The organism is Roseixanthobacter finlandensis (genome assembly GCF_043195105.2).
In the GTDB taxonomy this organism is placed as follows: Bacteria; Pseudomonadota; Alphaproteobacteria; order Rhizobiales; family Xanthobacteraceae; genus NCEH01.
This window is the reverse complement of record NZ_CM195536.1, coordinates 5,210,476-5,231,576: the sequence shown is the minus strand read 5'-3', so window position 1 is coordinate 5,231,576 and position 21,101 is coordinate 5,210,476. Positions and strand designations below refer to the sequence as shown.

21 protein-coding genes are annotated in these 21,101 nt (G+C 65.4%); 12 read left to right on the top strand and 9 right to left on the bottom strand.

The genetic code is table 11. From position 1 onward, the window contains the following. The first annotated feature begins 113 nt into the window (after positions 1–113). The 7 genes from V5G24_RS24270 (at position 114) to V5G24_RS24240 (ending at position 8,880) form a co-directional block, all read left to right on the top strand. On the top strand, positions 114–962 hold the full coding sequence (locus V5G24_RS24270) for an ABC transporter ATP-binding protein (RefSeq protein WP_394084459.1): 849 nt from the start codon (positions 114–116) through the stop codon (positions 960–962). Between the two features lie 7 nt (positions 963–969). Next, positions 970–2,928, top strand: coding sequence for a long-chain fatty acid--CoA ligase (locus tag V5G24_RS24265; protein ID WP_394084457.1), 1,959 nt, complete (start codon positions 970–972; stop codon positions 2,926–2,928). 196 nt (positions 2,929–3,124) lie between these two features. Further along, positions 3,125–4,018 (top strand): branched-chain amino acid ABC transporter permease, encoded by an 894-nt coding sequence (locus V5G24_RS24260; protein ID WP_394084455.1) that lies wholly within the window; start codon positions 3,125–3,127, stop codon positions 4,016–4,018. A gap of 4 nt (positions 4,019–4,022) precedes the next feature. Then, complete coding sequence (locus V5G24_RS24255; protein ID WP_394084453.1) at positions 4,023–5,093, top strand: branched-chain amino acid ABC transporter permease; 1,071 nt, start codon at positions 4,023–4,025, stop codon at positions 5,091–5,093. 78 nt (positions 5,094–5,171) lie between these two features. After that, complete coding sequence (locus V5G24_RS24250; protein WP_394084451.1) at positions 5,172–6,452, top strand: ABC transporter substrate-binding protein; 1,281 nt, start codon at positions 5,172–5,174, stop codon at positions 6,450–6,452. Positions 6,453–6,590: 138 nt separating this feature from the next. After that, a complete protein-coding gene (locus V5G24_RS24245) occupies positions 6,591–7,430 on the top strand; it encodes an ABC transporter ATP-binding protein (protein ID WP_394084449.1) in 840 nt (279 codons plus the stop codon). 202 nt (positions 7,431–7,632) lie between these two features. After that, complete coding sequence (locus V5G24_RS24240; protein ID WP_394084447.1) at positions 7,633–8,880, top strand: phenylacetate--CoA ligase family protein; 1,248 nt, start codon at positions 7,633–7,635, stop codon at positions 8,878–8,880. 13 nt (positions 8,881–8,893) lie between these two features. Here the strand turns inward: V5G24_RS24240 and V5G24_RS24235 are convergent, their stop codons facing one another. From V5G24_RS24235 to V5G24_RS24220, 4 genes are all read right to left on the bottom strand, one after another. Next, positions 8,894–9,547, bottom strand: coding sequence for a YceI family protein (locus tag V5G24_RS24235; RefSeq protein ID WP_394084445.1), 654 nt, complete (start codon positions 9,545–9,547; stop codon positions 8,894–8,896). 366 nt (positions 9,548–9,913) lie between these two features. Further along, positions 9,914–11,209 carry a flavodoxin-dependent (E)-4-hydroxy-3-methylbut-2-enyl-diphosphate synthase gene (gene ispG / locus V5G24_RS24230; protein ID WP_394084443.1) on the bottom strand — a complete coding sequence of 432 codons (1,296 nt, stop codon included), beginning with the start codon at positions 11,207–11,209 and terminating at the stop codon, positions 9,914–9,916. A gap of 109 nt (positions 11,210–11,318) precedes the next feature. Further along, the gene (locus V5G24_RS24225) at positions 11,319–11,801 is read right to left on the bottom strand and encodes a Fur family transcriptional regulator (protein WP_394084441.1); all 483 of its coding nucleotides are present in this window, start codon (positions 11,799–11,801) and stop codon (positions 11,319–11,321) included. 426 nt (positions 11,802–12,227) lie between these two features. Next, positions 12,228–12,746, bottom strand: coding sequence for a hypothetical protein (locus V5G24_RS24220; protein ID WP_394084439.1), 519 nt, complete (start codon positions 12,744–12,746; stop codon positions 12,228–12,230). Between the two features lie 199 nt (positions 12,747–12,945). Here V5G24_RS24220 and V5G24_RS24215 point away from each other — a divergent pair, with 199 nt between their 5' ends. Further along, positions 12,946–13,713: an RluA family pseudouridine synthase gene (locus tag V5G24_RS24215; RefSeq protein ID WP_394084437.1), complete on the top strand. Its 768-nt coding sequence runs from the start codon at positions 12,946–12,948 to the stop codon at positions 13,711–13,713. Here V5G24_RS24215 and V5G24_RS24210 read toward each other — a convergent pair. Then, positions 13,703–14,635 carry a DMT family transporter gene (locus V5G24_RS24210; RefSeq protein WP_394084435.1) on the bottom strand — a complete coding sequence of 311 codons (933 nt, stop codon included), beginning with the start codon at positions 14,633–14,635 and terminating at the stop codon, positions 13,703–13,705. The genes V5G24_RS24215 and V5G24_RS24210 overlap by 11 nt on opposite strands. A 134-nt stretch (positions 14,636–14,769) precedes the next feature. Between V5G24_RS24210 and V5G24_RS24205 the strand changes: the two genes are divergently transcribed. Next, entirely contained in the window at positions 14,770–15,636 is an 867-nt protein-coding gene (locus V5G24_RS24205; RefSeq protein ID WP_394084433.1) for a LysR substrate-binding domain-containing protein, read from the top strand. 15 nt (positions 15,637–15,651) lie between these two features. Here the strand turns inward: V5G24_RS24205 and V5G24_RS24200 are convergent, their stop codons facing one another. Then, positions 15,652–16,413 (bottom strand): ABC transporter permease, encoded by a 762-nt coding sequence (locus tag V5G24_RS24200; protein ID WP_394084431.1) that lies wholly within the window; start codon positions 16,411–16,413, stop codon positions 15,652–15,654. Continuing rightward, positions 16,410–17,336: an ABC transporter ATP-binding protein gene (locus tag V5G24_RS24195; RefSeq protein WP_394084429.1), complete on the bottom strand. Its 927-nt coding sequence runs from the start codon at positions 17,334–17,336 to the stop codon at positions 16,410–16,412. Before V5G24_RS24195 ends, V5G24_RS24200 begins: the two co-directional genes overlap by 4 nt. Before the next feature lie 141 nt (positions 17,337–17,477). Here V5G24_RS24195 and V5G24_RS24190 point away from each other — a divergent pair, with 141 nt between their 5' ends. After that, positions 17,478–17,726 (top strand): Ada metal-binding domain-containing protein, encoded by a 249-nt coding sequence (locus V5G24_RS24190; RefSeq protein WP_394084427.1) that lies wholly within the window; start codon positions 17,478–17,480, stop codon positions 17,724–17,726. 32 nt (positions 17,727–17,758) lie between these two features. On the opposite strand, the gene V5G24_RS24185 is transcribed toward V5G24_RS24190, so the two are convergent. Further along, positions 17,759–17,947 carry a DUF3008 family protein gene (locus V5G24_RS24185; protein ID WP_394084534.1) on the bottom strand — a complete coding sequence of 63 codons (189 nt, stop codon included), beginning with the start codon at positions 17,945–17,947 and terminating at the stop codon, positions 17,759–17,761. A 70-nt stretch (positions 17,948–18,017) separates the two neighbouring features. Further along, the gene (locus V5G24_RS24180) at positions 18,018–18,686 is read right to left on the bottom strand and encodes a GntR family transcriptional regulator (RefSeq protein WP_394084425.1); all 669 of its coding nucleotides are present in this window, start codon (positions 18,684–18,686) and stop codon (positions 18,018–18,020) included. A 168-nt stretch (positions 18,687–18,854) separates the two neighbouring features. On the opposite strand from V5G24_RS24180, the gene V5G24_RS24175 reads away from it, so the two are divergent. Next, positions 18,855–19,994, top strand: a complete 1,140-nt coding sequence (locus tag V5G24_RS24175; protein WP_394084423.1) for an ABC transporter substrate-binding protein — start codon at positions 18,855–18,857, stop codon at positions 19,992–19,994. A gap of 229 nt (positions 19,995–20,223) precedes the next feature. Then, the gene (locus tag V5G24_RS24170) at positions 20,224–21,099 is read left to right on the top strand and encodes a branched-chain amino acid ABC transporter permease (RefSeq protein ID WP_394084421.1); all 876 of its coding nucleotides are present in this window, start codon (positions 20,224–20,226) and stop codon (positions 21,097–21,099) included. The last annotated feature ends 2 nt before the right edge of the window (positions 21,100–21,101 follow it).

The following is a 21,101-nucleotide window of genomic DNA, read 5'->3' as shown; positions in this document are numbered from 1 at the left end:
CGATCTCCCTTGAAAAAAGCAAACGCTCGCTAGATAATCAAACCAATTCATCTCACAATGTGGGATGTGGCCATAGAAGCCACCCGCTCATATGCGGAATCCGGGAGGGGAACATGTCGACAGGCAAGCGTCCTGGCGCATCCGTCGCCGATTCGTCGTTGTTGAATGTCGATGGCATTTCACTGCGCTTTGGTGGCCTTAAAGCGCTGAGCAATGTCGGATTTTCTGTCCGCAGCGGCGAATTGTTTTCGGTCATCGGGCCGAACGGCGCCGGCAAGACGTCGTTGCTGAACTGCATTTCCGGTCGCTACTCGCCGCAGGAAGGCCGTATCGCGTTCGATGGGAAGGACATCACGCGCCTGAAGCCGAACAAGCGCGCCGCCGCCGGCATCGGCCGCACGTTCCAGAATCTCGCGCTGTTCCACCACATGAGCGTGCTCGACAATATCATGGTCGGCCGCCACCATCTGCTGAAGAACAATCTGTTCACCGGCGCGATCTATTGGATCGGCGGCGCGCAGAAAGAAGAGCTTGAGCATCGCAAGGCGGTGGAGGATGTCATCGACTTCCTCGAAATCCAGCACGTGCGCAAGGCCACCGCCGGCACGCTCTCCTATGGCCTGCGCAAGCGCGTGGAACTGGCGCGCGCCGTCGCCCTGCAGCCCAAGCTGATCCTGCTCGACGAGCCCATGGCCGGCATGAATCTCGAAGAGAAAGAGGACATGGCCCGCTATATCGTTGACCTTAATGAAGAATGGGGCATGACCATCATCATGATCGAGCATGACATGGGGGTGGTGATGGATATCTCCCACCGCGTCATGGTGCTCGATTTCGGCCGCAAGATCGCCGAGGGCCTGCCCGCCGAGGTGCTCGCCAACCCCAATGTCCGCAAGGCCTATCTCGGCGAGGAAGACCTTGTCGTCGAGGATGAGCCCCTCCTCCAGGCCGTGTCCGCGTGAGGCAGCCATGAGCGTGAATACCCCCGCCTCCGCCTTGCCCGACGTGGCGATCTTCGACACGTTCCCCAAGCTGCTCGCGCTCAATGCGCGCCAGCATCCGACGGATACCTGGCTGCGCGAGAAAGACCTCGGCATCTGGAATGCCTATACTTGGCAGCAGGTGAATGCGCGCGTGCAGAACATGGCGCTCGGCCTGCTCGACCTTGGTGTCGCGCGCGGCGACGTGATCTCTCTGCTCGGCGACAACCGCCCCGAATGGCTGATGGGCGAAATCGCCATCCATGCGGTGGGCGGCCAATCGCTCGGCATCTATCGCGATGCGCTGGCCGACGAGGTCGCCTATCTCGTCACCTATGCGAACGTGGCGGTCATCTTCGCCGAGGACGAAGAGCAGGTGGATAAGCTTCTCCAATTGGAGGACCGCATCCCCACCGTGCGGCACATCATCTATGCCGACCCGCGCGGGCTGCGCAAATATGATGATGCCCGCCTCGTGTCCCTGGCGGACCTTGAAGCCCGCGGCGCAGCGCGCGCGGCGGCGCAGCCGGACGCCTATCAGGCGCTCGTGGACAAGGGTTCCGGCGCCGACGTGGCGATCTTGTGCACCACGTCGGGCACCACCTCCCACCCCAAGCTCGCCATGCTCACGGGCGGCGCCGCGCTGCGCCATTGCGCGGCCTATCTCGCCGCCGACATGCGCGGGCCGGACGATGAATATGTCTCCGTGCTCCAGATGCCCTGGATCATGGAACAGATCTACGCCTTCGGTCAGGCTTTGCTGTCCCGCATGAAGGTGAACTTCGTCGAGGAGCCGGAAACCACCATGGCCGACATGCGGGAGATCGGCCCCACCTTCGTGCTGTTCGCCCCGCGCGTGTGGGAGCAGATCGCCGCCGACGTGCGGGCGCGCATGATGGATGCATCCTTTCTCAAGCGCGCCATGTTCGATTTCGGCATGAAGCTCGGCCTCGCGGCGCTCGATCGCGGGCAGCGCTCCGGCCTCGCGGATTTCATCCTGTTCCGGGCGCTGCGCGACCGCCTCGGCTTCTCGCACCTGAAATCGGCGGCCACCGGCGGGGCGGCGCTGGGGCCGGATACGTTCCGCTTCTTCCTCGCGCTCGGCGTGCCCATGCGCCAGCTCTATGGCCAGACGGAATTGCTCGGCGCCTATACCATCCACACCGCAAATGATGTTGATTTCGACACGGTCGGCGTGCCGATGGAAGGCGTTGAAATCCGCATCGACGATCCCGACCCCAATGGCTTGGGTGAAATCGTCACGCGGCACGCGAATACATTCACCGGCTATTACAACAACCCGGAAGAAAGCGCGAAGTCGTTCGTGGACGGCGGTTGGATGCGCACGGGGGATGCCGGCTTCGTCAATCCGCGCGGCCATCTGGTGGTGATCGACCGCGTGCGCGACATGGCGCAGACTGCCCATGGCGACCGCTTCTCGCCGCAATATATCGAGAACAAGCTGAAATTCTCGCCCTATGTGGCGGAGGCGGTGATCCTGGGCGACGGGCGCGAGCATCTCGCCGCCATGATCTGCATCCGCTTCCCCATCGTCTCCAAATGGGCGGAGAAGAACCGCATCTCTTTCACCACTTATACCGACCTCTCGGGCCGGCAGGAGGTGACGGACATGCTGCGCCGCGAGGTGGAGCATGTGAACAAGACCTTGCCCGAAAAGCAGCGCATTTCGAAATTCCTTCTGCTCTACAAGGAATTGGACGCCGACGACGGGGAGCTGACGCGCACCCGCAAGGTGCGACGCGGCGTCATCAATGAGCGCTATGGCGACATCATCGACGCCATGTATCGCGGCGATCCCACCATCGACGTGGACACCACCATCGCGTTCCAGGACGGCAGCAAGCAGCGCATCCGCACCACGCTCAAGGTCATCGACCTGAAGCTGGCGCCGACCGCGTCCGGCTCGAGCAAGAAGAGGGCCGCATGATGGCGCGCGATATGGCGACCGGGCATCCCCCTCTCCCCCACGGGAAGAGGGACGGGGTGAGGGGACGCCAACCTTTCGAGTCCCGGACCAGCGGTGCCCCCTCACCCGACTGCTCCGCAGCCGACCTCTCCCCCTCGGGGAGAGGTGAAATCAAAGGCCCGTGGAGCGGGCGCAGCGCCGCCCGAGGAGCAGCCCAATGAGCTTCCAGCTCTTCATACAATTGTGCATCAACGGCCTCATCATCGGCACGCTCTATGGCGTTGTCGGCATGTGCTTCGTGCTCATCTACAAGGCCTCGCAAGTGGTGAATTTCGCCCAGGGCGAGTTCCTGCTGATCGGCGCCTGGACCTGCTGGTGGCTGCTGACCTATTGGCAGATCCCGTTCGTCTGGGGCTTCCTGATCTCGCTCGCCTTCATGATGCTGTTCGGCCTGGCGCTGCAGATGCTGGTGCTGCGGCCGCTCATCGGCGAGCCGGTGATCTCGGTGATCATGGTCACCATCGGCCTCTCCATCTTCTTCCAGGCGCTGATGAAATGGATGTTCGGCACGTTCGCGCAGCCGTTCCCGCCGATCTTCGCCGTGAGCAAGGTGGATGTGTTCGGGCTCCAGGTGCAGAGCGCCTATCTGATGTCCACCGGCGTCAGCGTGCTGATCATGGCGGGCTTCGCCTGGTTCTTCAAATATTCCAAGATCGGCCTCGCCATGCGGGCCACCGCCTTCAACCAGCAGGTGGCGCAATCGCTCGGCATCTCGGTGCGGCAGATGTTCGCCCTCTCCTGGGGCATATCGGCGGCGGTCTCGGCGGTGGCGGGCGTGGTGGTGGGCATCGTCAACGGCGTGTCCTCCGCGCTCTCGTTCTTCGGCATCAAGGTGTTCCCGGCGGTGATCCTCGGCGGGCTCGATTCGGTGTTCGGCGCGGTGGTGGGCGGGCTCATCATCGGGCTCTTGGAGAACATCGCGCATTATTTCGACAGCCAGTTCCTGCACTGGGGAAACCTGTACGAAATCGTGCCCTTCTACGTCCTCATCATCATTCTCATGATCAAGCCTTACGGCCTGTTCGGCACCCGCGATATCGAGAGGGTCTAAAGCCATGGCCATCGACACCATGCGCCCGTGCGGCGATTATCGCACCAGCTATCGCGCCGACCAGACCATCTTCGACACCCGGCTGACCTTCGCCTTCATCGTCGGCGGCATCATCCTGCTGGCGTTGGCACCGCTGGTCCTCAGCAATTATTATCTGAGCCTGATGATCCAGATCGGCTATCTCGGCATCGCCGCCCTGGGGCTGAACATATTGGTCGGCTTCTCCGGCCAGATCTCCATCGGACACGCGGTGTTCTTCGGCTTCGGCGGCTTCGCCTCGGCGTTCCTTGCCGAGCATGGCGTGCCGGTGCCGATCGCCATCGTGCTGGCGGGGCTGTGGACCACGGCGGTGGGCCTTTTGTTCGGCCTGCCGGCAACCCGGGTGAAGGGGCTCTATCTCGCCATCGCGACGCTCGCCGCCCAATTCATCCTGCAGGACTTCTTCGTGCGGGCGGCCTGGTTCACCGGCGGCTCCTCGGGCGCGGTGGCGGCGCCGTTCACCATCCTCGGCTTCGACATGTCCGGCGACACGCGGTATTTCTACGTGGTGCTGGTGTTCGTCGTGGTGATGTATCTGTTCGCCGCCAATCTCATGCGCACCCGCGACGGGCGGGCGCTGATCGCCGTGCGCGATCATTATCTCTCGGCCGAGATGATGGGCGTGAACCTTGCCAAATACCGCACCATGGCGTTCGGCATCTCGTCCTTCTATGCCGGCATCGGCGGCGCGCTCTATGCGCATTACATCGGCTATATGTCGGTTGAGGGATTGGACATCCTGTTCTCCATCCAGTTCCTGGCGATGATCATCATCGGCGGGCTCGGCTCGATCATGGGCTCGCTGCTCGGCACCATCTTCATGGTGCTGCTGCCGGAACTCACCGGCGCGCTGGCCGGCATTCTCCAGGGCAGCGCCATTGATCGGTTGCTGCATCTGAAGGACGGCATCACCTATATGCGCGAGATGCTGATCGGTGCCACTATCATCCTGTTTTTGATCTTCGAGCCGGACGGGCTCGCCCACCGCTGGAAGCAGATCAAGGCCTATTGGAAGCTCTACCCCTTCTCCTATTGAACAGGATCGCGGACCGGCGCCAGCAACGAGCGCCGGCCGCATGAGGAAACGCAAACACAAATACCCAAGGAGACGTGCATGAAACGGATCGCAACGACCTTCGCCAGCCTTCTCGCCCTCACGGCGGCCGTACCGGCCATGGCCCAGTCCATCAATATCGGCCATCTCGCCGATTATTCCGGCGGCACCTCGGACGTGGGCACGCCCTATGGCCAGGGCGTGCAGGACGCCATCGCCTATATCAACAAGAATGGCGGCGTGAACGGCAAGCCGATCAATTCCGACTTCACCGAATATGGCTACCAGGTGCCGCGCGCGCTGGCGGCGTTCAAGAAATGGGTCGGCAGCGACAAGGTGGTCGCCATCCAGGGCTGGGGCACGGCCGATACCGAGGCGCTGGTCGCCATGGTGACCAAGGAAGAAATCCCTTATTATTCCGGCTCCTATGCCGCGACCCTCACCGACCCCACCGGCAAGGGCGGCCCGAGGAGCGAGCGCGCCGCGCCGTATAATTTCTTCTACGGCCCGTCTTATTCGGACGCCGCCCGCGCCGAGGTGCAGTGGGCCGCCGAGGATTGGAAGAAGAAGGGCGGCCAGGGCAAGCCCAAATGGGTGCACATGGGCGCCAACCACCCGTTCCCGAACTCGCCCAAGGCGGCGGCGGAAGCCTATGCCAAGGAACTCGGCTTCGAGGTGCTGGACCCCATCACCTTCGCCCTCACCCCCGGCGACTACACCGCCCAGTGCCTGACGCTGAAGCAGTCCGGCGCCAATTACGCCTATCTCGGCAACACCGCCGGCTCCAACATCTCGGTGCTGAAGGCGTGCGAGACGGCGGGCGTGAAGGTGCAGTTCTTCGGCAATGTGTGGGGCATGGACGAGAATGCCATGAAGGCCGCCGGCAGCGCCGCGAACGGCGTCATCATTCCGGTGCGCACCGCCGTGACCTGGACCGGGGACGCGCCCGGCATGGCCACCTTCAAGGACATTTCGAAAATGTCCGACCCGAGCGGCACCGCCTATCGCCCGGTGCATTACATGGCCGCCGTCTGCACCGTCATGTACATGAAGGAAGCGATGGAATGGGCCGACAAGAACGGCGGCGTCACCGGCCCGAAGATCCGCGACGGCATGTATCAGAAGGCCAATTGGGTGCCCAAGGGCACGGACGGGGTGTGCAATCCCTCCACCTGGACCGCCAGCGATCATCGCCCCACCACCAAGGTGGATCTCTATCGCGCCGTGGTCTCCGGCGCGACCGAAGGCACCGTCTCGGAGCTCGTGAAGAGCGGCGCCATCAAGCTGGAAAAGGTCACCACCATCGACCTGCCGCGCAAGACCGAGCTGCTCGGCTGGTGATCTGACGGCCTGCGCAACGCGCGCCCTCTCCCGCGTGCGGGGGAGGGTTGGGGAGGGGGCCACGCGGGCCGCCTCCCGGCATTCCCCCTCCCTGCCCTCCCCCGCACGCGGGAGAGGGTTCGCGCCCAGGATCACGCCATGTCCAACGCCGCACTGAAGCTCGATATCCGTCCCGAGGCCGCGCCCGCGCCGATGCTGGCGGTGAACAATATCGAGGTGGTCTATAACGACGTCATCCTGGTGCTGCGCGGCCTGTCGCTGAACGTGCCGGAAGGCAAGATCGTGGCTTTGCTCGGCTCCAATGGGGCCGGCAAATCCACCACGCTGAAGGCCATTTCCGGCCTGCTGAAGACCGAGGACGGCGAGATCACGCGCGGCGACGTGACCTTCCTCGGCGAGCGGCTCAATGGCATCGAGCCGGACAAGATCGTACGGCGCGGCATCTTCCAGGTGATGGAGGGCCGCCGCATCATCTCCGACATGACGGTGCTGGAAAATCTGCGGCTCGGCGCCTTCACCCGCAAGGACAATGGGGTGAAGGACGATATCGAGCGCGTCTACGGCTATTTCCCGCGCCTGAAGGAGCGCACCGGGCTTGCCGGCTATCTCTCCGGCGGCGAGCAGCAGATGCTGGCCATCGGCCGGGCCATGATGGCGCGGCCCAAGCTGATCCTGATGGACGAGCCCTCCATGGGCCTTTCGCCGCTGATGGTGAAGGAGGTGTTCTCCATCATCAAGCAGCTCAACCAGGATCTCGGCGTGACGATCCTGCTGGTGGAGCAGAATGCCCGCGTGGCGCTCTCCGTGGCGGATTTCGGCTACATCATGGAGCAGGGCAAGATCGTGCTGGACGGCACCGCCGAGCAGCTCGCGGACAATGAGGACGTGAAGGAATTCTATCTCGGCCAGGGCGGCGGGGAGGAGCGCAAATCCTTCAAGAACCTGAAATCGTTCAAGCGCAGGAAGCGGTGGCTGTGAGGCCGGTCCCGGCCGTGCCCCCTCCCAACCCTCCCCCGAACCGAAGGCGGATGTTTCCGACTTCGGCACCTGACCGTGCCGAAGTCGGCTACAGCCGAATTCGGGCGGGAGAGGGCTTTCAACCTGCGCGCGCGGCAAGCCCCCTCTCCCGCGTGCGGGGGAGGGTTGGGGAGGGGGCCGCGCAGCGGCAAGGGAGCAAGACATGAACGACCGCAGCCGCCATTACGACGCCGCCGAAACCCGCGCCCCCCACGTGCGCGAGGCCGCCCTCATGGAGGCGCTGGCCGCGCAGGTGGCCACCGCCAAGGCTCGCTCGGCCTATTTCGGCACCCTGCTGAAGGATGTGGACGCAAACGCCGTCACCAGCCGCGCCGCGCTCGCCCGATTGCCCGTCACGCGCAAGTCCGACCTGCTGGAGATCCAGCCGAAAAGCCTGCCGTTCGGCGGGCTCAACGGCGCGGCACCGGGACAGATGGCGCGCATCTTCATGTCGCCGGGGCCGATCTATGATCCCGAGGGCCGACGCTCCGATTACTGGCGGTTCGCCCGCGCCTTGTTCGCCGCCGGATTCCGGGCGGGCGAGATCGTGCACAATTGCTTTTCCTATCATCTCACCCCCGCCGGCTCGATGGTGGAGAGCGGCGCCCATGCGCTCGGCTGCGCGGTGGTGCCCGGCGGGGTCGGGCAGACCGACCTGCAATTGCGCGCCATCGCCGACATCCGCCCCAATGGCTATGGCGGCACGCCTTCCTTCCTGAAGATCCTGGTGGACAAGGCGCGCGAGCAGGGCATCGACATTTCCTCGCTGAAGAAAGCGCTGGTCTCGGGCGAAGCCTTTCTGCCCAGCCAGCGGGCGGAGATGAAGGCCGCCGGGATTGCCGCGTTGCAATGCTACGGCACCGCCGACCTCGGCCTCGTCGCCTATGAGAGCGAGGCGGAAGAAGGCCTGATCGCCGACGAGGACCTGATCATCGAAATCCTGCGCCCCGGTACGGGCGACCCGGTGGAGAGCGCGGGCGAAGTGGGCGAAGTGGTGGTGACGCTGCTGGAGAGCGATTATCCCCTCATCCGCTTCGCCACCGGGGATCTTTCCGCCGTGCTGCCCGGCATCAGCCCGTGCGGGCGCACCAACACCCGCCTGCGCGGCTGGCTCGGGCGCGCGGATCAGGTGACCAAGATCCGCGGCATGTTCGTGCACCCCGTGCAGGTGAGCGCGGCGGTGAAGAAGCATCCCGCCATCGCGAAAGCCCGCCTGGTGGTGGACCGCGCCGGCGACAATGACGACATGCTGCTGGAAGTGGAGGTGGCGGACGCCGCCGCGCTCTCCCAGGATGCGGTGCTGGAGGATCTGCGCGCCTCCACCAAGCTGCGCGGCCGCCTCGTTTTGCTCGCGCCGGGAACCTTGCCGGCGGATGCGAAGACCATCGAGGATCGACGGGCGGTGGGGTGAGCCCCCACGACGGCTATTTCGCCTTCAGCTCGGTCTCGATCTGCAAGGTCACCTCGTCGCTCACCGCCGGCACATAGGTCTTCATGCCGAAATCCGAGCGCTTGATGACCGCTTTCGCGTCGAAGCCAAGCGAATAGGTCTTGTCCAGAGGATTGGTGCCGGCCTTGTTGAAGGTGGCATCCAGCGTGATGGGCTTGGTCACGCCGAGCAGGGTGAGATCGCCGGTGATCTTCGCGCTCTTGCCGCTCGCCACGATCTGCGTCGCCTTGAAGGTGGCGGTAGGGAATTTCTCCACATTGAAGAATTCCGCGCTCTTCAGATGCTGGTCCAGCGCCGGGTCGAGCGTGCCGACCTTGCCGGTGTGCAGGGTCACGGTGAGCGTGCTCTTTTCCGGCGCGGCGGGGTCGAGCACCAGCGTGCCCTCTGCGGCGGGGAGAAGGCCGGTGTAGGTGGAAAAGCCGAGATGCGTCACGCTCCAGCTCACGCGGCTATGGCCGGGGTCCAGCACATAGGTGCCGGCCTTCACCGCGCCGGGATCGCTGGTGCCGGCATCGCTGGTGCCGGCATTCTGGGCGCGCGCGGGCAGCGCGAGCAAAGCGACGCCGAGGACGACGGCGGAAAGGGTGGCAGCGCTGAGGACGGCGGCGGAGCGGCGCGCGAATGTCATGCGGAAACATCCCGTGGGGGCGCGGGCTTCCGGCCCGCGCCAGGAAAAGGCGACGCTACGCAGCGTCAGGAGAAGGTTCAAGTGAAGCCTGCGTGAGGCGCCTGCGGCGGGCCTGAGACGAGCGCTAGGACCGATCGACATTCAGCGGCGTGGCGCATCGTCGAGGCGCCCGACGTTGGGTGCGTGCGATTGTCTTTCTTTCACCGGTCGTCATGGCCGGGCCTGTCCCGGCCATCCACGCGGCGCCGACCGCACCGGCCTTGGAAAGCCAGCTCCAGCGGTGCCGCGTGGATGCACGGGACAAGCCCGTGCATGACGTTTCTCTCCTGAACAGCGCCAAGCCATGAATGTCGATCGGCTATAGAGCTATTCCGCCGCGTCGATTTCCGCGACCGGACGCGCGGCGGCCACCCCATAGCGCTTGGCCACATAGTCTTCCACCATGGCCCGGAATTCGCTCTGGATGTTGGGGCCGCGCAAGGTGGCGACCTTCTTGCCATCCATGAAGATGGGGGCGGAGGGGGTTTCCCCCGTGCCGGGCAGCGAGATGCCGATGTCGGCATGCTTGCTCTCGCCGGGGCCGTTCACGATGCAGCCCATGACCGCCACGTTGAGCGCCTCGACGCCGGGATAGGATTTCTTCCATTCCGGCATGCGTTCGCGGATCATATCCTGCACGCTCTGCGCCAGTTCCTGGAACACGGTGCTCGTGGTGCGCCCGCAGCCGGGGCAGGCGGCGACCAGCGGCACGAAGGTGCGCAGGCCCATGGTCTGCAAGATTTCCTGCGCCACCTGCACTTCGCGGGTGCGGTCGCCGTTCGGCTCCGGGGTCAGCGATACGCGGATGGTGTCGCCGATGCCGGCCTGGAGCACCACGCCCATGGCGGCGGTGGAGGCGACGATGCCCTTGGAGCCCATGCCCGCCTCGGTGAGGCCGAGATGCAGGGCATAATCCGCGCGGCGGGAGAGTTCGGTATAGACCGCGATCAGGTCCTGCACCGCCGAGACCTTGGCGGACAGGATGATGCGGTCGCGCTTAAGGCCGATATCCTCGGCCAGCTGGGCCGAGAGCAGGGCCGAGCGCACCAGCGCCTCGCGGGTCACGGCACGGGCTTCCGCCGGGCGGTGGAGCCTCGCGTTCTCGTCCATGAGGGCGGTCAGCAATTCGCTGTCCAGCGAGCCCCAATTGGCGCCGATGCGCACCGGTTTGTCATATTTGATGGCGGTTTCGACGATGGCGGCGAACTGCCGGTCCTTCTTGTCGCCGAAGCCCACATTGCCGGGATTGATGCGGTATTTGTCCAGCGCCTTGGCGCAGGCGGGATGATCGGCCAGCAGCTTGTGGCCGATATAATGGAAATCGCCCACCAGCGGGGCATCCACGCCCATCTTCAGCAGCCGGTCCTTGATGCGCGGCACGGCGGCGGCGGCTTCGTCCCGGTCCACCGTGATGCGCACGATCTCCGAGCCGGCGCGGGCGAGCGCGGCCACTTGGCGCACCGTGCCGTCGATGTCGGCGGTGTCGGTATTGGTCATGGACTGGACCACCACCGGCGCATTGCCGCCCACCATCACCTTGCCCACGGGCACGCCCACGGTGGTGCGGCGCAGGGCCGGGCCGGCTTCCAGCAATTCGGTGGGCACGACGGGCTGCTGCGTCATGGGAGCGTCCTGTGATGGGCGGCGGCGCGATCTGGCTGGGAGGCGCGATCTGGCTAGGAGGTAGGCCGCGCGCGGGCGAGCGTCAATGTTTCGCGCTTGGGGCGCATCCTCACTCGCGGCAATTTGCGCAGCGGCCGGCGATCTCCAGCACCCGCTGGCGCGGCTCGAACCCTTCCGCGCGCGCCGCCCAGGAAAGATCGCGCCCCACCGCATGGGAGCGCACCTCGCGGGTGTCGCCGCATTGCTCGCAGATGAGGAAGACGACCACCTCGTCCTTGTCGTGCGCATGGCCGCAGGCGAGGAACGCGTTGCGGCTCTCGATGCGATGGGCGAGCCCCTCGGTCACCAGGAAATCCAGCACCCGATAGACCGACATGGGCGGCGGCCGCTCGCCCGCAGCTCCGAGCCGGTCCACCAATTCATAGGCGCCGAGCGGCACATGGCTCTGCGCCAGCGCCTCCATCACCCGCCGGCGCAGGGGCGTGAGGCGCATGCCCTTCTGCGTGCACAAATGCTCGATCCGCGCCATCGCGCCCGAGACGCAGGCGGCGTGGTCGTGGTGATCGGGCGGGGAGGCGGCGGAACCGGGCATCTGGATCTCGAACGGGTGACTTGCGATGGGCTAGCTCGCGACCTGGTGGCTGGCGACTTGGTGGCTGGCGACTTGGCGGCTTTCGACGTGGTGGCTCGACCAGGATCGTGGCTTCGGCGGTCCGCGTCGAAGCCGGGCTACAGGCGGATGAGCCTTCGGGGCGGCATCTGATGAAACAATGTAGCAATGCCCGGCCCGCTTTTCCATGGCCGCGGCCGTCAAATGCGGAAGTCCGGCCGGTTGCCGAAATTCATCGCCGAACCTTCGCCCGAAAAGGCGATGTCATCGGCCGACAGGGCACGTCAAAGCCGCACGAAACCGCTGTTCGTCCGTGCCAAGCCCATGTTTCACGTGAAACATTTTGAGCGCAAAGCGTGCATTTGCGCGCTCCGCCCGACCCGAAGCCCGGCAGAGCGCAGTCGCGCCTCAGCGATTGTCCTTTTTCGCCTGGGCGGTGGCGACAAACTTGGTCACGCGTCCAGCTTCCGCCGGGCGGGCGAGCGACTCCACCCGCTTGCGGGATTTGGCGCGCATGCCTTCGTTGGCGGTGGGGCCGCCGTCGGGATGGTGCGCCCCGCCGGCCGCCTGCTTCAGCGCCAAGGCGTGGCGGGCATTGGCCATCAGCTCTTCGCGGGCCGCCTTTTCAGTGCGGCGGGTCATTTCGCGGCGGGCGCGGGTGAGCGCGTCGGTGAGCACCGAGGCCTTCTGGCGATTGCCGAGATCGGCCTTGTCGTAGCGCACATCGCCCGGCCCCTTGCCGCGCAAGGCCCGGCGCTGGCTGTTGGCGATGGTCTGCGCCCGGTCCCGCCGCTCCCGCAGATGGCCGATAAGGGCGTGAAGATCGGCGTGGGCCATCTCGGCAAGGGCGGGATGGCGGGCCTTGTCGACGAACTCCAGTTCGCCGTCCGACAGCACCCGGCGTTCGTTCTTTCTCGTATGGGCCATGACCGAAGCTCCTCTCCTCAGACGCGAATGGCCGACCTTGGCATGCCTGCGTCGCGCCGTCATGACACCGCGCAACAGCTAACAGGTTTGAATCGCGCGGGTTTTTACTGCGGCGCGGCAAGGTCGCCGGGGCCAGGGCGCCCGCGCGGGCAAAATCATGCTATGCGGGCGCATCGCATCCAGCCCGAAAACACCGCCGATGAATGCCGCGCCCGCCGTTCCCTTGGAAACCCAATCCCCCCTCGCGGCCCGCGTGCTGCATCGCGACGGCATGGTTCTGGTGCTGGACAAGCCGGCGGGCCTGCCGGTGCATCCCGGCCCCAAGGGCGGGGAAACCCTGCACGATCATCTGAACGGCCTGCGCTTCGGCCTGCCGCGCGCGCCCGAACTGGCGCACCGGCTGGACAAGGACACGTCCGGCTGCCTGGTCCTCGGCCGTCACGCCAAGGCGCTGGCGCAGCTGAATAAATTGTTCGCCACCGGGCAGGCGCACAAGACCTATGTGGCGCTCACCAAGGGCGCGCCCGACGAAGATTCCGGCCGCATCGATCAGCCCTTGGCCAAGCGCTCGCCCCATCGCGGCTGGTGGATGCAGGCGGTGCCGAAGGGCTCGCCCGGCGCGCTCGAGTCCGTCACCGATTGGCGCGTGCTCCATCGCGGCGAGGGCTTGAGCGTGCTGGCTTTGTCGCCGGTGACCGGGCGCACCCACCAATTGCGGGCCCATCTCTCCCATCTGGGCTTCCCGATCCTGGGCGATGCCATTTATGGCGGCGCCTCGCGCCTGCCGGGCGGGCCGATGCTGCATTTGCATTCGCGCCGCATCGTGCTTCAGGTGGCGAAGAACGGGCCGGCGCTGGATGTCAGCGCCCCGCTCCCGGCCCATATGGCCGCAACGCTTGCGGCCCTGGGCCTGGACGCCGAGGCGATCGGCGCGGCGGCGGATGCCGCCTTCCCCCTCACCGCGTGACGAGGCGGATGCCGAGCGCGATCGGCACGATGCCGGCGAGATCCAGCAAAGGCACATGCTCGCCCAGCAGCAGCCAGCCGAACAGCAGTCCCAGCGGCGGCATGAGGAAATGCAGCGCGCTCGCCTCGGTGGCGCTGGCGCGGCCGAGGATGAAATACCACAGGCTGTAGCCGCCGATAGAGACGGCCAGCACCATGTAGACGAAGGATCCCGCGAGTGCGGGGGTGAGATTCACCGCGCTTATGCTCTCGGTGGCCAGCGCCAGCGGCAGCAGCGCGAGCCCGCCAGCCAGGCTCTGCACCCCGCTCGCCATGAACAGATCGGCGGAGGTGCGCACCCGCTTGTAGACCAGCGTTCCCGCCGAGAGCGCCACCAGCGCCGCCAGGATGAACAGCGTGCCCACCACGTCCTCATGCCCGCCGGCGATGCGCGAGCGCAGCACGATGGCGACGCCGAGCAGGCCGAGCACCAGCCCCAGCAGCTTGCGCCGGGTGAGATGCTCGCCCAGCACCGGCCCGGCGAGAAACGCCACCAGCAATGGGTTTGCGCTGATGATCACGGCGGCGAAGCCTGAGGAAACGCTGACCATGCCGACGAAGCTGAAGCCCAGATAGACCGCATTGTTCAGCACGCCCGAGACCGCGAGCATTGCGAGTTCCCGGCGCGAGATCGGCTTCAGCCGACCGGTGAGCGCGCAGCCGGCGAGCAGGATCGCTCCCGCCAGCAGGAACCGGACGGACAGCAGCAGCAGCGGCGGGCAATCCACCACCGCGATCTTCGCCGAGACAAAGGCCGAGCTCCACAGCACGCAGAACAAGGCCACCAGCGCCGGCGTCGCGGCGGCCGGCGCGGTACCGGCAGGGCGAGGGGTGGCAACGGGCGCGGCGGTCGGAGCGGCGGTCGGCGCTGCGGTCTGTTTCATGGCGGCGATCTTCGGGTCGTCGAATAGGGGCGCGGCGGAAGCCGCGCGGCCCGGCCTTGTTAACGCTCCGCGCCACCATTGAAAAATGGAATGTCATGATCTTTAATAGTTGAAAATCGAATGAATGACCGACCATGCTGGATCTCGATCTGCTGCGGGCCTTCGTCAGCGTGGTGGATGCCGGCGGCTTCACCCGCGCCGGCGAACGCGTCCATCGCACCCAGTCCACCGTCAGCCAGCAGATCCGCCGGCTGGAGGAGGCGGCGGGCTGCGCGCTGTTCCATCGCGCCGGCCGGGGGGTGCGGCTGACCGAAGAAGGCGAGCGGCTGATCGGCTATGCCCGGCGCATCCTGGCGCTGAGCATCGAGGCCAAGGCGGCGCTTCGGCACGACACCCCCCAGGCCGTGGTGCGGGTCGGCATTCCCGACGATTTCGCCCTCATCGCCCTGACCCGCACGGTGGCAGCCTTCGCCCGGATGCGGCCGGATGTGCGGCTTTCGGTGCGCTGCGGCATGTCGCGCGACCTCGCGGCCGACCTTGCCCGCGGCGATCTCGACGTCGCCTTGCTGAAGCGCGAGCCCGGCCCGGCGGAGGCAATGGCGGTGTGGCCGGAGCATCTGGTGTGGATCGCCGCCGCCGACCATCCCATGCCGCCGCTCGACCCGGTGCCGCTGGTGGCGTTCCCGCAGGGCTGCATCTATCGCAACCGCGCCGTCCATGCCCTGGAGGCGGCAGGGCTCTCTTGGCGCATCGCCTATGAAAGCCCGAACCTCATGGGCCTCCAGGCGGCCCTGGCGGGGGGCCTCGGCGTCGCGCTGCTGGAACGGCGCAGCCTCACCGCGACCCACCGCATGCTCGGCGCGGCCGAGGGCCTGCCCGATGTGGCCGCCGGCGAACTGGCCTTGTGCCTCGCCCCCCAGGCGGACGAGACCGCGCGCGCACTCGCCGGCATCCTCGCCCGCTTCTGCGACACCGCGGCGCCGGCGGATCTCGCCGCCTGAGCCGGCGGGACGGGATCAGCTCTTCAGGCGATAGCCGGTCTTGAACATCCACATGACGATGCCGAGGCACACGCACAAAAACAGCAAGGTCATGGCCAGGCTGATCTCCACGCCCACGTCGGAGATGCCGAAGAAGCTCCAGCGAAACCCGCTCACCAGATAGACCACCGGGTTGAACAACGTGACCGTGCGCCAGAACGGCGGCAGCATGTCGATGGAATAGAAGCTGCCGCCGAGAAAGGTCAGCGGCGTGATGATCAGCAGCGGCACCAGTTGCAGCTTCTCGAAATTATCGGCCCAGATGCCGATGACGAAGCCAAACAGCGAGAAGGTCACCGCCGTCAGCACCAGGAAGGACAGCATCCAGACCGGGTGCACGATGTGCAGATCGACGAACAGCGAAGCCGTGCCGAGCGTGATCAGCCCGAGGATGATGGATTTTGAGGCCGCCGCGCCCACATAGGCGATGACGATCTCCACCGCCGAGACCGGCGCCGAGAGCAATTCGTAGATGGTGCCGACGAAGCGCGGGAAATAAATGCCGAACGAGGCGTTGGAGATGCTCTGCGTCAGCAGGCCCAGCATGATCAGGCCCGGCACGATGAAGGCGCCATAGCTGACGCCGCCGATCTCAGCCATATGCGAGCCGATGGCCGAGCCGAACACCACGAAATAAAGCGAGGTGGAGAGCACCGGCGAGATAATGGATTGCAGCAGGGTCCGGCCGGTGCGGGCCATCTCGAAGATGTAGATCGCGCGGATGGCATGGATGTTCATTGCGCGTCTCTCATCAGGCTCACGAAAATATCCTCAAGCGAACTCTGCTCCGTGTGCAGATCCTTGAAGGCGACGCCAGCGAGGGCGAGATCGCGCAGCAGGTCGGCGATGCCGGAACGCTCGCTGTCGGTTTCGTAGGTGTAGATCAGGTCCGTCCGGTCGGCGGAGAGGGCCAGTTGGTGGGCGGACAGGGAGGGCGGAATCGCTGCGAGCGGCGCCGCCAACTGCAGGGTGAGGTGCTTCTTGCCAAGCTTGCGCATCAGCGTGCGCTTCTCCTCCACCAGGATCAGCTCGCCCTTGCGGATGACGCCGATGCGGTCCGCCATCTCCTCCGCCTCTTCCAGATAATGGGTGGTGAGGATGATGGTGACGCCGGACTCGCGCAGCGTGCGCATCACCCGCCACATGTCGCGACGCAGTTCCACGTCCACGCCCGCCGTCGGCTCGTCGAGGAACAGGATGCGCGGCTCGTGGGACAGCGCCTTGGCAATCAGGACGCGCCGCTTCATGCCGCCGGACAGCGTCATGATCTTGCTGTCCTTCTTGTCCCAGAGCGAGAGGTCCCGCAGCACCTTTTCGATGTGCGCCGGGTTCGGCTTCTTGCCGAACAGCCCGCGGCTGAAGCTCACCGTGCCCCACACGCTCTCGAAAGCGTCGGTGGTGAGTTCCTGCGGCACAAGGCCGATCTGGCTGCGGGCGGCGCGATAATTCTTGATGATGTCTGCGCCGTCCACGGTGACTGTGCCGCCGGTCGGATTGACGATGCCGCAGACGATGGAGATGAGCGTTGTCTTGCCCGCACCGTTGGGACCCAGCAGGGCGAAAATCTCGCCGCGCCGGATATCGAGGGAGACGTCCTTAAGGGCACTGTGGCCGGACGCATAGGTCTTCGACAGATGGCTGATGGAGAGGATCGACTGCATGGGCGGGGTATAGCGCGGGACCGCTCCGCGGTCGACATCGCAAGCTCGTGAACGCGAGCCCGGTCCGTCCAAACCGGGCTGCGCGCCGGCCGTGGAAGCCGTATCGAAGGCCAGGAAACACTCAGTCCGGGAGCGCCCGCAATGCCGATCGAAGACCCAAGCTGCGAGGATCCCGCCCGCCTGTGGCGCGCGGTCCAGACGCGCGACCGCACCCAGGACGCCGCCTTCGTCTATGGCGTGCGCACTACCGGAATTTATTGCCGCCCGTCCTGCCCGTCCCGCCTCGCGCGGCGAGAGAACGTGACCTTCCATGCCGATTGGACCGCCGCCGAAGCCGCCGGCTTGCGGGCCTGCCTGCGCTGCCGGCCGCGTACGGAGGCGACGCCGTAGTACGCTTGCGGAGCCCTGAACTCGATGGGGCCTCAGGATTTGGAGACGTGCTCCGGCTTGCCCTTGCGCTTGGTGGAAGCCATTTTTTCGAGCTCGGCCTCGCTCATGGATTGCGCCATGGAGCGCGATGCGCCCTTCAGCTCGCTTTTCTTGGTCTCACCGCGCTTCGCGGAAAGGGCCGCACCCGCGGCCATCTGCTGGGCTTTGGATTTTGCAGGCATGACATCCTCGCAGCTTGCCCCCCGCGGAATCAACACGTATGCGGCCGGAAGGTTCACGGCGCGCCGCAACTCAGCCCTCGAACACCGTCTTGAAGCGGGCATGCGCATTCTCGATGTGGATGCGCATCGCGGCGGCGGCCCCCGCGGCGTCCTGCTGGGCGAAGGCCTCCAGGATGCGCGCATGCTCGACGATCGCATCCTCGGTGACGCGAGCATGAAAGCGCAGGCGGAACAGGTGCAGATGCACCCGCTGCTGCGTGATGATGTCGTGCAAAAGGTCGTTCTGGCTCGCCTTGGCGATGGCCGCGTGGAAGCGGGCATCCTCCTGGGCGAAGGCGTTATAGGCGGATTGCGCATCGTCGCGCTTGGCGTCTCGCATGTGCGCGGCCAGCCCCGCTATCCCCTGAAATTCTTCCGGCGACATGAGCACCGCCGCCTTGGCGGCCGCCGGCGGCTCGATCAATAGGCGAAGCTCGCACAAATTGTCGAATTGCTTGCGCGTCAATTGCGAAGCGGCGCGATAACCGGAGAGGTGGATTTTCACCACCAGCCCCTGAGCTTCGAGTTGAGAAAGCGCTTCGCGGATCGGTGTCTGCGAAACGCCAAGCTCCCGCGCGAGCCCATCGACGCCTATGCGCTCACCGGGCTGTATTTCCAGGGACATCAACTTCTTGAGCAGGATGTCATAGACTTCGTTGCCCAAGCGGATGGGCTTGGAAATCTGATAGATACTGCTCATTTGGCGCCCAGCCGTCGATCTTGAGGGATTTTCTCTCGATAACAATAAAAAAGTCAATGATATGTCCGCTTACGGGCGCCAATCCTCTTGACTCAGGGAAATCATAGCAGCCATGTTCGCGGCCATCAATTCCGATATCAAATCGGATCGGATATAGGGAGACGTATCATGGGCATGTCCCGCCGCACGGCTATCGGCCTGCTTTCCGCCGCTGCCCTCGTGGGCTCCTTCGGCGCTGTCTCGGCGCAGGAAACCATCAAGATCGGCCTCACCGCGCCGCTCACCGGCCCGGCCGCCGAGATCGGCCACCTCCAGACCGAAGGCGCCAAGCTGGGCGTCGAGAAGGTGAACGCCGCCGGCGGCGTGCTCGGCAAGAAGTTCGAATTGGTGATCGAGGACGACCAGACCACCAACCCCGGCATCGTGCTCGCCTTCTCCCGCCTGATCAGCCGTGGCGATCTCGCCGCCGTGCTCGCCTCGGTGCGCTCCACCCAGGTGAACGCCATTTCGGGCGATGCCAAGAAGGCCGGCATCCCGGTATTCTTCGGCGGCACCGACCCCACGCTCACCCATTCCGGCAATCCCTGGCTGTTCCGCGCCCGCCCCAACGACAGCTATTCCGCCAAGGTGATCGCCGACTTCGGCGTCAACCAGCTGAAGAAGAAGAAGTGGGCGGTGCTGCACTCCACCGACGCGTTCGGCACCAACGGCGCCAAGGCGCTGGTGGAATCCCTCAAGACGCTGGGCATCGAACCGGTGCTGGTGCAGGGCTTCAACAACGGCCAATCCGATCTCACCCCGGTGGTGCTCGCCGTGCGCCAGTCTGGCGCCGACATCATCGCCACCTACACCGCGTTCGAGAACGACGTCGCGGTGCTCGCCCGCCAGCTCAAGCAGTTCGGCGTGACCGCCACCTGGGTCGGCTCGGCTTCGGTCGCGTCCACCACTGCCATGCAGCTCGCCGGCCCGGCGCTCTATGGCACCTATGCGGTCGCCGACTTCAATGCCGACGCCAACCCGATCGCCAAGGCCTATTTCGAGGAATTCTCCAAGAAGGTCGGCCGCGCGCCCGACTACACCTCGGCCTGGGCCTATGATTCCGTGCTCCTGCTGGCGGAAGCCATCAAGAAGGCCGGCAGCACCGATCCCGCCAAGATCCGCGATGCGATCCTCGCCATCAAGGACTTCCCCGGCACCGAAGGCACCTACACCTTCGACGAGAACGGCGACGGCCTGCGCGGCTACAACATCGTCAAGAACGAAAACGGAAAGATCATTTTCGATCGCCACATCGCCTTCGACAAGTGATCGCCCGACCTTTTTGAAGGTCATGGCGTAACCCCTGAATCAGCCGCGATGCCCGGGCGCGTCCCGGGCATGACGCGGTTGCATCAGAGCACCCGGCACCGCTGAAACAGGCGGCCCGGCGTGGATGGCCGCGACAAACTCGGCCCCGACGAACCTACTGATGGCGAGGACGGGCCGCTTCGTCCCCTTTCCGGACAGTCTTTGTATCTTCTCGCGCACAGGATCGGCGATGAGCTTGCTTCCTCAGCTTCTATTCACCGGGATTGGCATCGGCAGCATCTATGCCATGGTCGCCCTCGGCTTCGTTCTGCTCATTCGCTCAGCCAATGTGGTGAATTTCGCCCAGGGCGAGTTTTCCATGCTCGGCGCCTATTTCATGGTGATCCTGTTCGCCGGTTTCGGCGTGCCCTATCCCATCGCCCTCATCGGGGCGGTGGTGCTGATGGCGGTGTTCGGCGTGATCTTCGCCGGCATCACCTATTGGCCGCTGCGCGATCGCGGGCAGATCCCGGTCATCATCTCCACCATCGGCGCCACGATCCTGCTGTCGAACCTGGTCCTCGCCACCTATGGGCCGAGCCCGCAGGTGCTGCCCGGGCTGTTCGACGGCGCCGGCTTCCTGGTCGGCAACATCTTCATGGACACCCAGTATCTCTCCATCATCGCGGTCACCATCGCATTGGTGACCCTGCAATATCTGGTGTTCGAGAAGACCATGGTCGGCAAGAAGCTGCAGGCCACCTCGCAGGACAAGGAAATGGCCAGCCTGCTCGGCATTCCGGTCATCGCCATGATCCTCGGCACCTTCGCCTACAGCGCCGCGCTGGGCGGCCTCGCCGGCATCCTGGTGGCGCCGATCCTGTTCGTGTCCGTCGGCATCGGCCCGCTGATCGCGCTGAAAGCCTTCGCCGCCAACATCATCGGCGGCTTCGGCTCGATCCCGGGCGCCATCTTCGGCGGCCTCTTGATCGGCATCGTGGAGACGCTGGGCGCCGCCTACATCTCCGTTCCCTATAAGGACGCATTCGCGTTCCTGATGCTGCTCGCCGTGCTGCTGGTTCGCCCGCAGGGGCTGTTCGGCGAACGCATCGCCGAGAAGGCGTGAGG

What these genes read in the sequence shown, in the direction of transcription:
- V5G24_RS24270 (WP_394084459.1), top strand. Translation starts at nt 114, where the DNA reads ATGTCGACAGGCAAGCGTCCTGGCGCATCCGTCGCCGATTCGTCGTTG.
- V5G24_RS24265 (WP_394084457.1), top strand. Translation starts at nt 970, where the DNA reads ATGAGCGTGAATACCCCCGCCTCCGCCTTGCCCGACGTGGCGATCTTC.
- V5G24_RS24260 (WP_394084455.1), top strand. Translation starts at nt 3,125, where the DNA reads ATGAGCTTCCAGCTCTTCATACAATTGTGCATCAACGGCCTCATCATC.
- V5G24_RS24255 (WP_394084453.1), top strand. Translation starts at nt 4,023, where the DNA reads ATGGCCATCGACACCATGCGCCCGTGCGGCGATTATCGCACCAGCTAT.
- V5G24_RS24250 (WP_394084451.1), top strand. Translation starts at nt 5,172, where the DNA reads ATGAAACGGATCGCAACGACCTTCGCCAGCCTTCTCGCCCTCACGGCG.
- V5G24_RS24245 (WP_394084449.1), top strand. Translation starts at nt 6,591, where the DNA reads ATGTCCAACGCCGCACTGAAGCTCGATATCCGTCCCGAGGCCGCGCCC.
- V5G24_RS24240 (WP_394084447.1), top strand. Translation starts at nt 7,633, where the DNA reads ATGAACGACCGCAGCCGCCATTACGACGCCGCCGAAACCCGCGCCCCC.
- V5G24_RS24235 (WP_394084445.1), bottom strand. Translation starts at nt 9,547, where the DNA reads ATGACATTCGCGCGCCGCTCCGCCGCCGTCCTCAGCGCTGCCACCCTT.
- ispG (WP_394084443.1), bottom strand. Translation starts at nt 11,209, where the DNA reads ATGACGCAGCAGCCCGTCGTGCCCACCGAATTGCTGGAAGCCGGCCCG.
- V5G24_RS24225 (WP_394084441.1), bottom strand. Translation starts at nt 11,801, where the DNA reads ATGCCCGGTTCCGCCGCCTCCCCGCCCGATCACCACGACCACGCCGCC.
- V5G24_RS24220 (WP_394084439.1), bottom strand. Translation starts at nt 12,746, where the DNA reads ATGGCCCATACGAGAAAGAACGAACGCCGGGTGCTGTCGGACGGCGAA.
- V5G24_RS24215 (WP_394084437.1), top strand. Translation starts at nt 12,946, where the DNA reads ATGAATGCCGCGCCCGCCGTTCCCTTGGAAACCCAATCCCCCCTCGCG.
- V5G24_RS24210 (WP_394084435.1), bottom strand. Translation starts at nt 14,635, where the DNA reads ATGAAACAGACCGCAGCGCCGACCGCCGCTCCGACCGCCGCGCCCGTT.
- V5G24_RS24205 (WP_394084433.1), top strand. Translation starts at nt 14,770, where the DNA reads ATGCTGGATCTCGATCTGCTGCGGGCCTTCGTCAGCGTGGTGGATGCC.
- V5G24_RS24200 (WP_394084431.1), bottom strand. Translation starts at nt 16,413, where the DNA reads ATGAACATCCATGCCATCCGCGCGATCTACATCTTCGAGATGGCCCGC.
- V5G24_RS24195 (WP_394084429.1), bottom strand. Translation starts at nt 17,336, where the DNA reads ATGCAGTCGATCCTCTCCATCAGCCATCTGTCGAAGACCTATGCGTCC.
- V5G24_RS24190 (WP_394084427.1), top strand. Translation starts at nt 17,478, where the DNA reads ATGCCGATCGAAGACCCAAGCTGCGAGGATCCCGCCCGCCTGTGGCGC.
- V5G24_RS24185 (WP_394084534.1), bottom strand. Translation starts at nt 17,947, where the DNA reads ATGCCTGCAAAATCCAAAGCCCAGCAGATGGCCGCGGGTGCGGCCCTT.
- V5G24_RS24180 (WP_394084425.1), bottom strand. Translation starts at nt 18,686, where the DNA reads ATGAGCAGTATCTATCAGATTTCCAAGCCCATCCGCTTGGGCAACGAA.
- V5G24_RS24175 (WP_394084423.1), top strand. Translation starts at nt 18,855, where the DNA reads ATGGGCATGTCCCGCCGCACGGCTATCGGCCTGCTTTCCGCCGCTGCC.
- V5G24_RS24170 (WP_394084421.1), top strand. Translation starts at nt 20,224, where the DNA reads ATGAGCTTGCTTCCTCAGCTTCTATTCACCGGGATTGGCATCGGCAGC.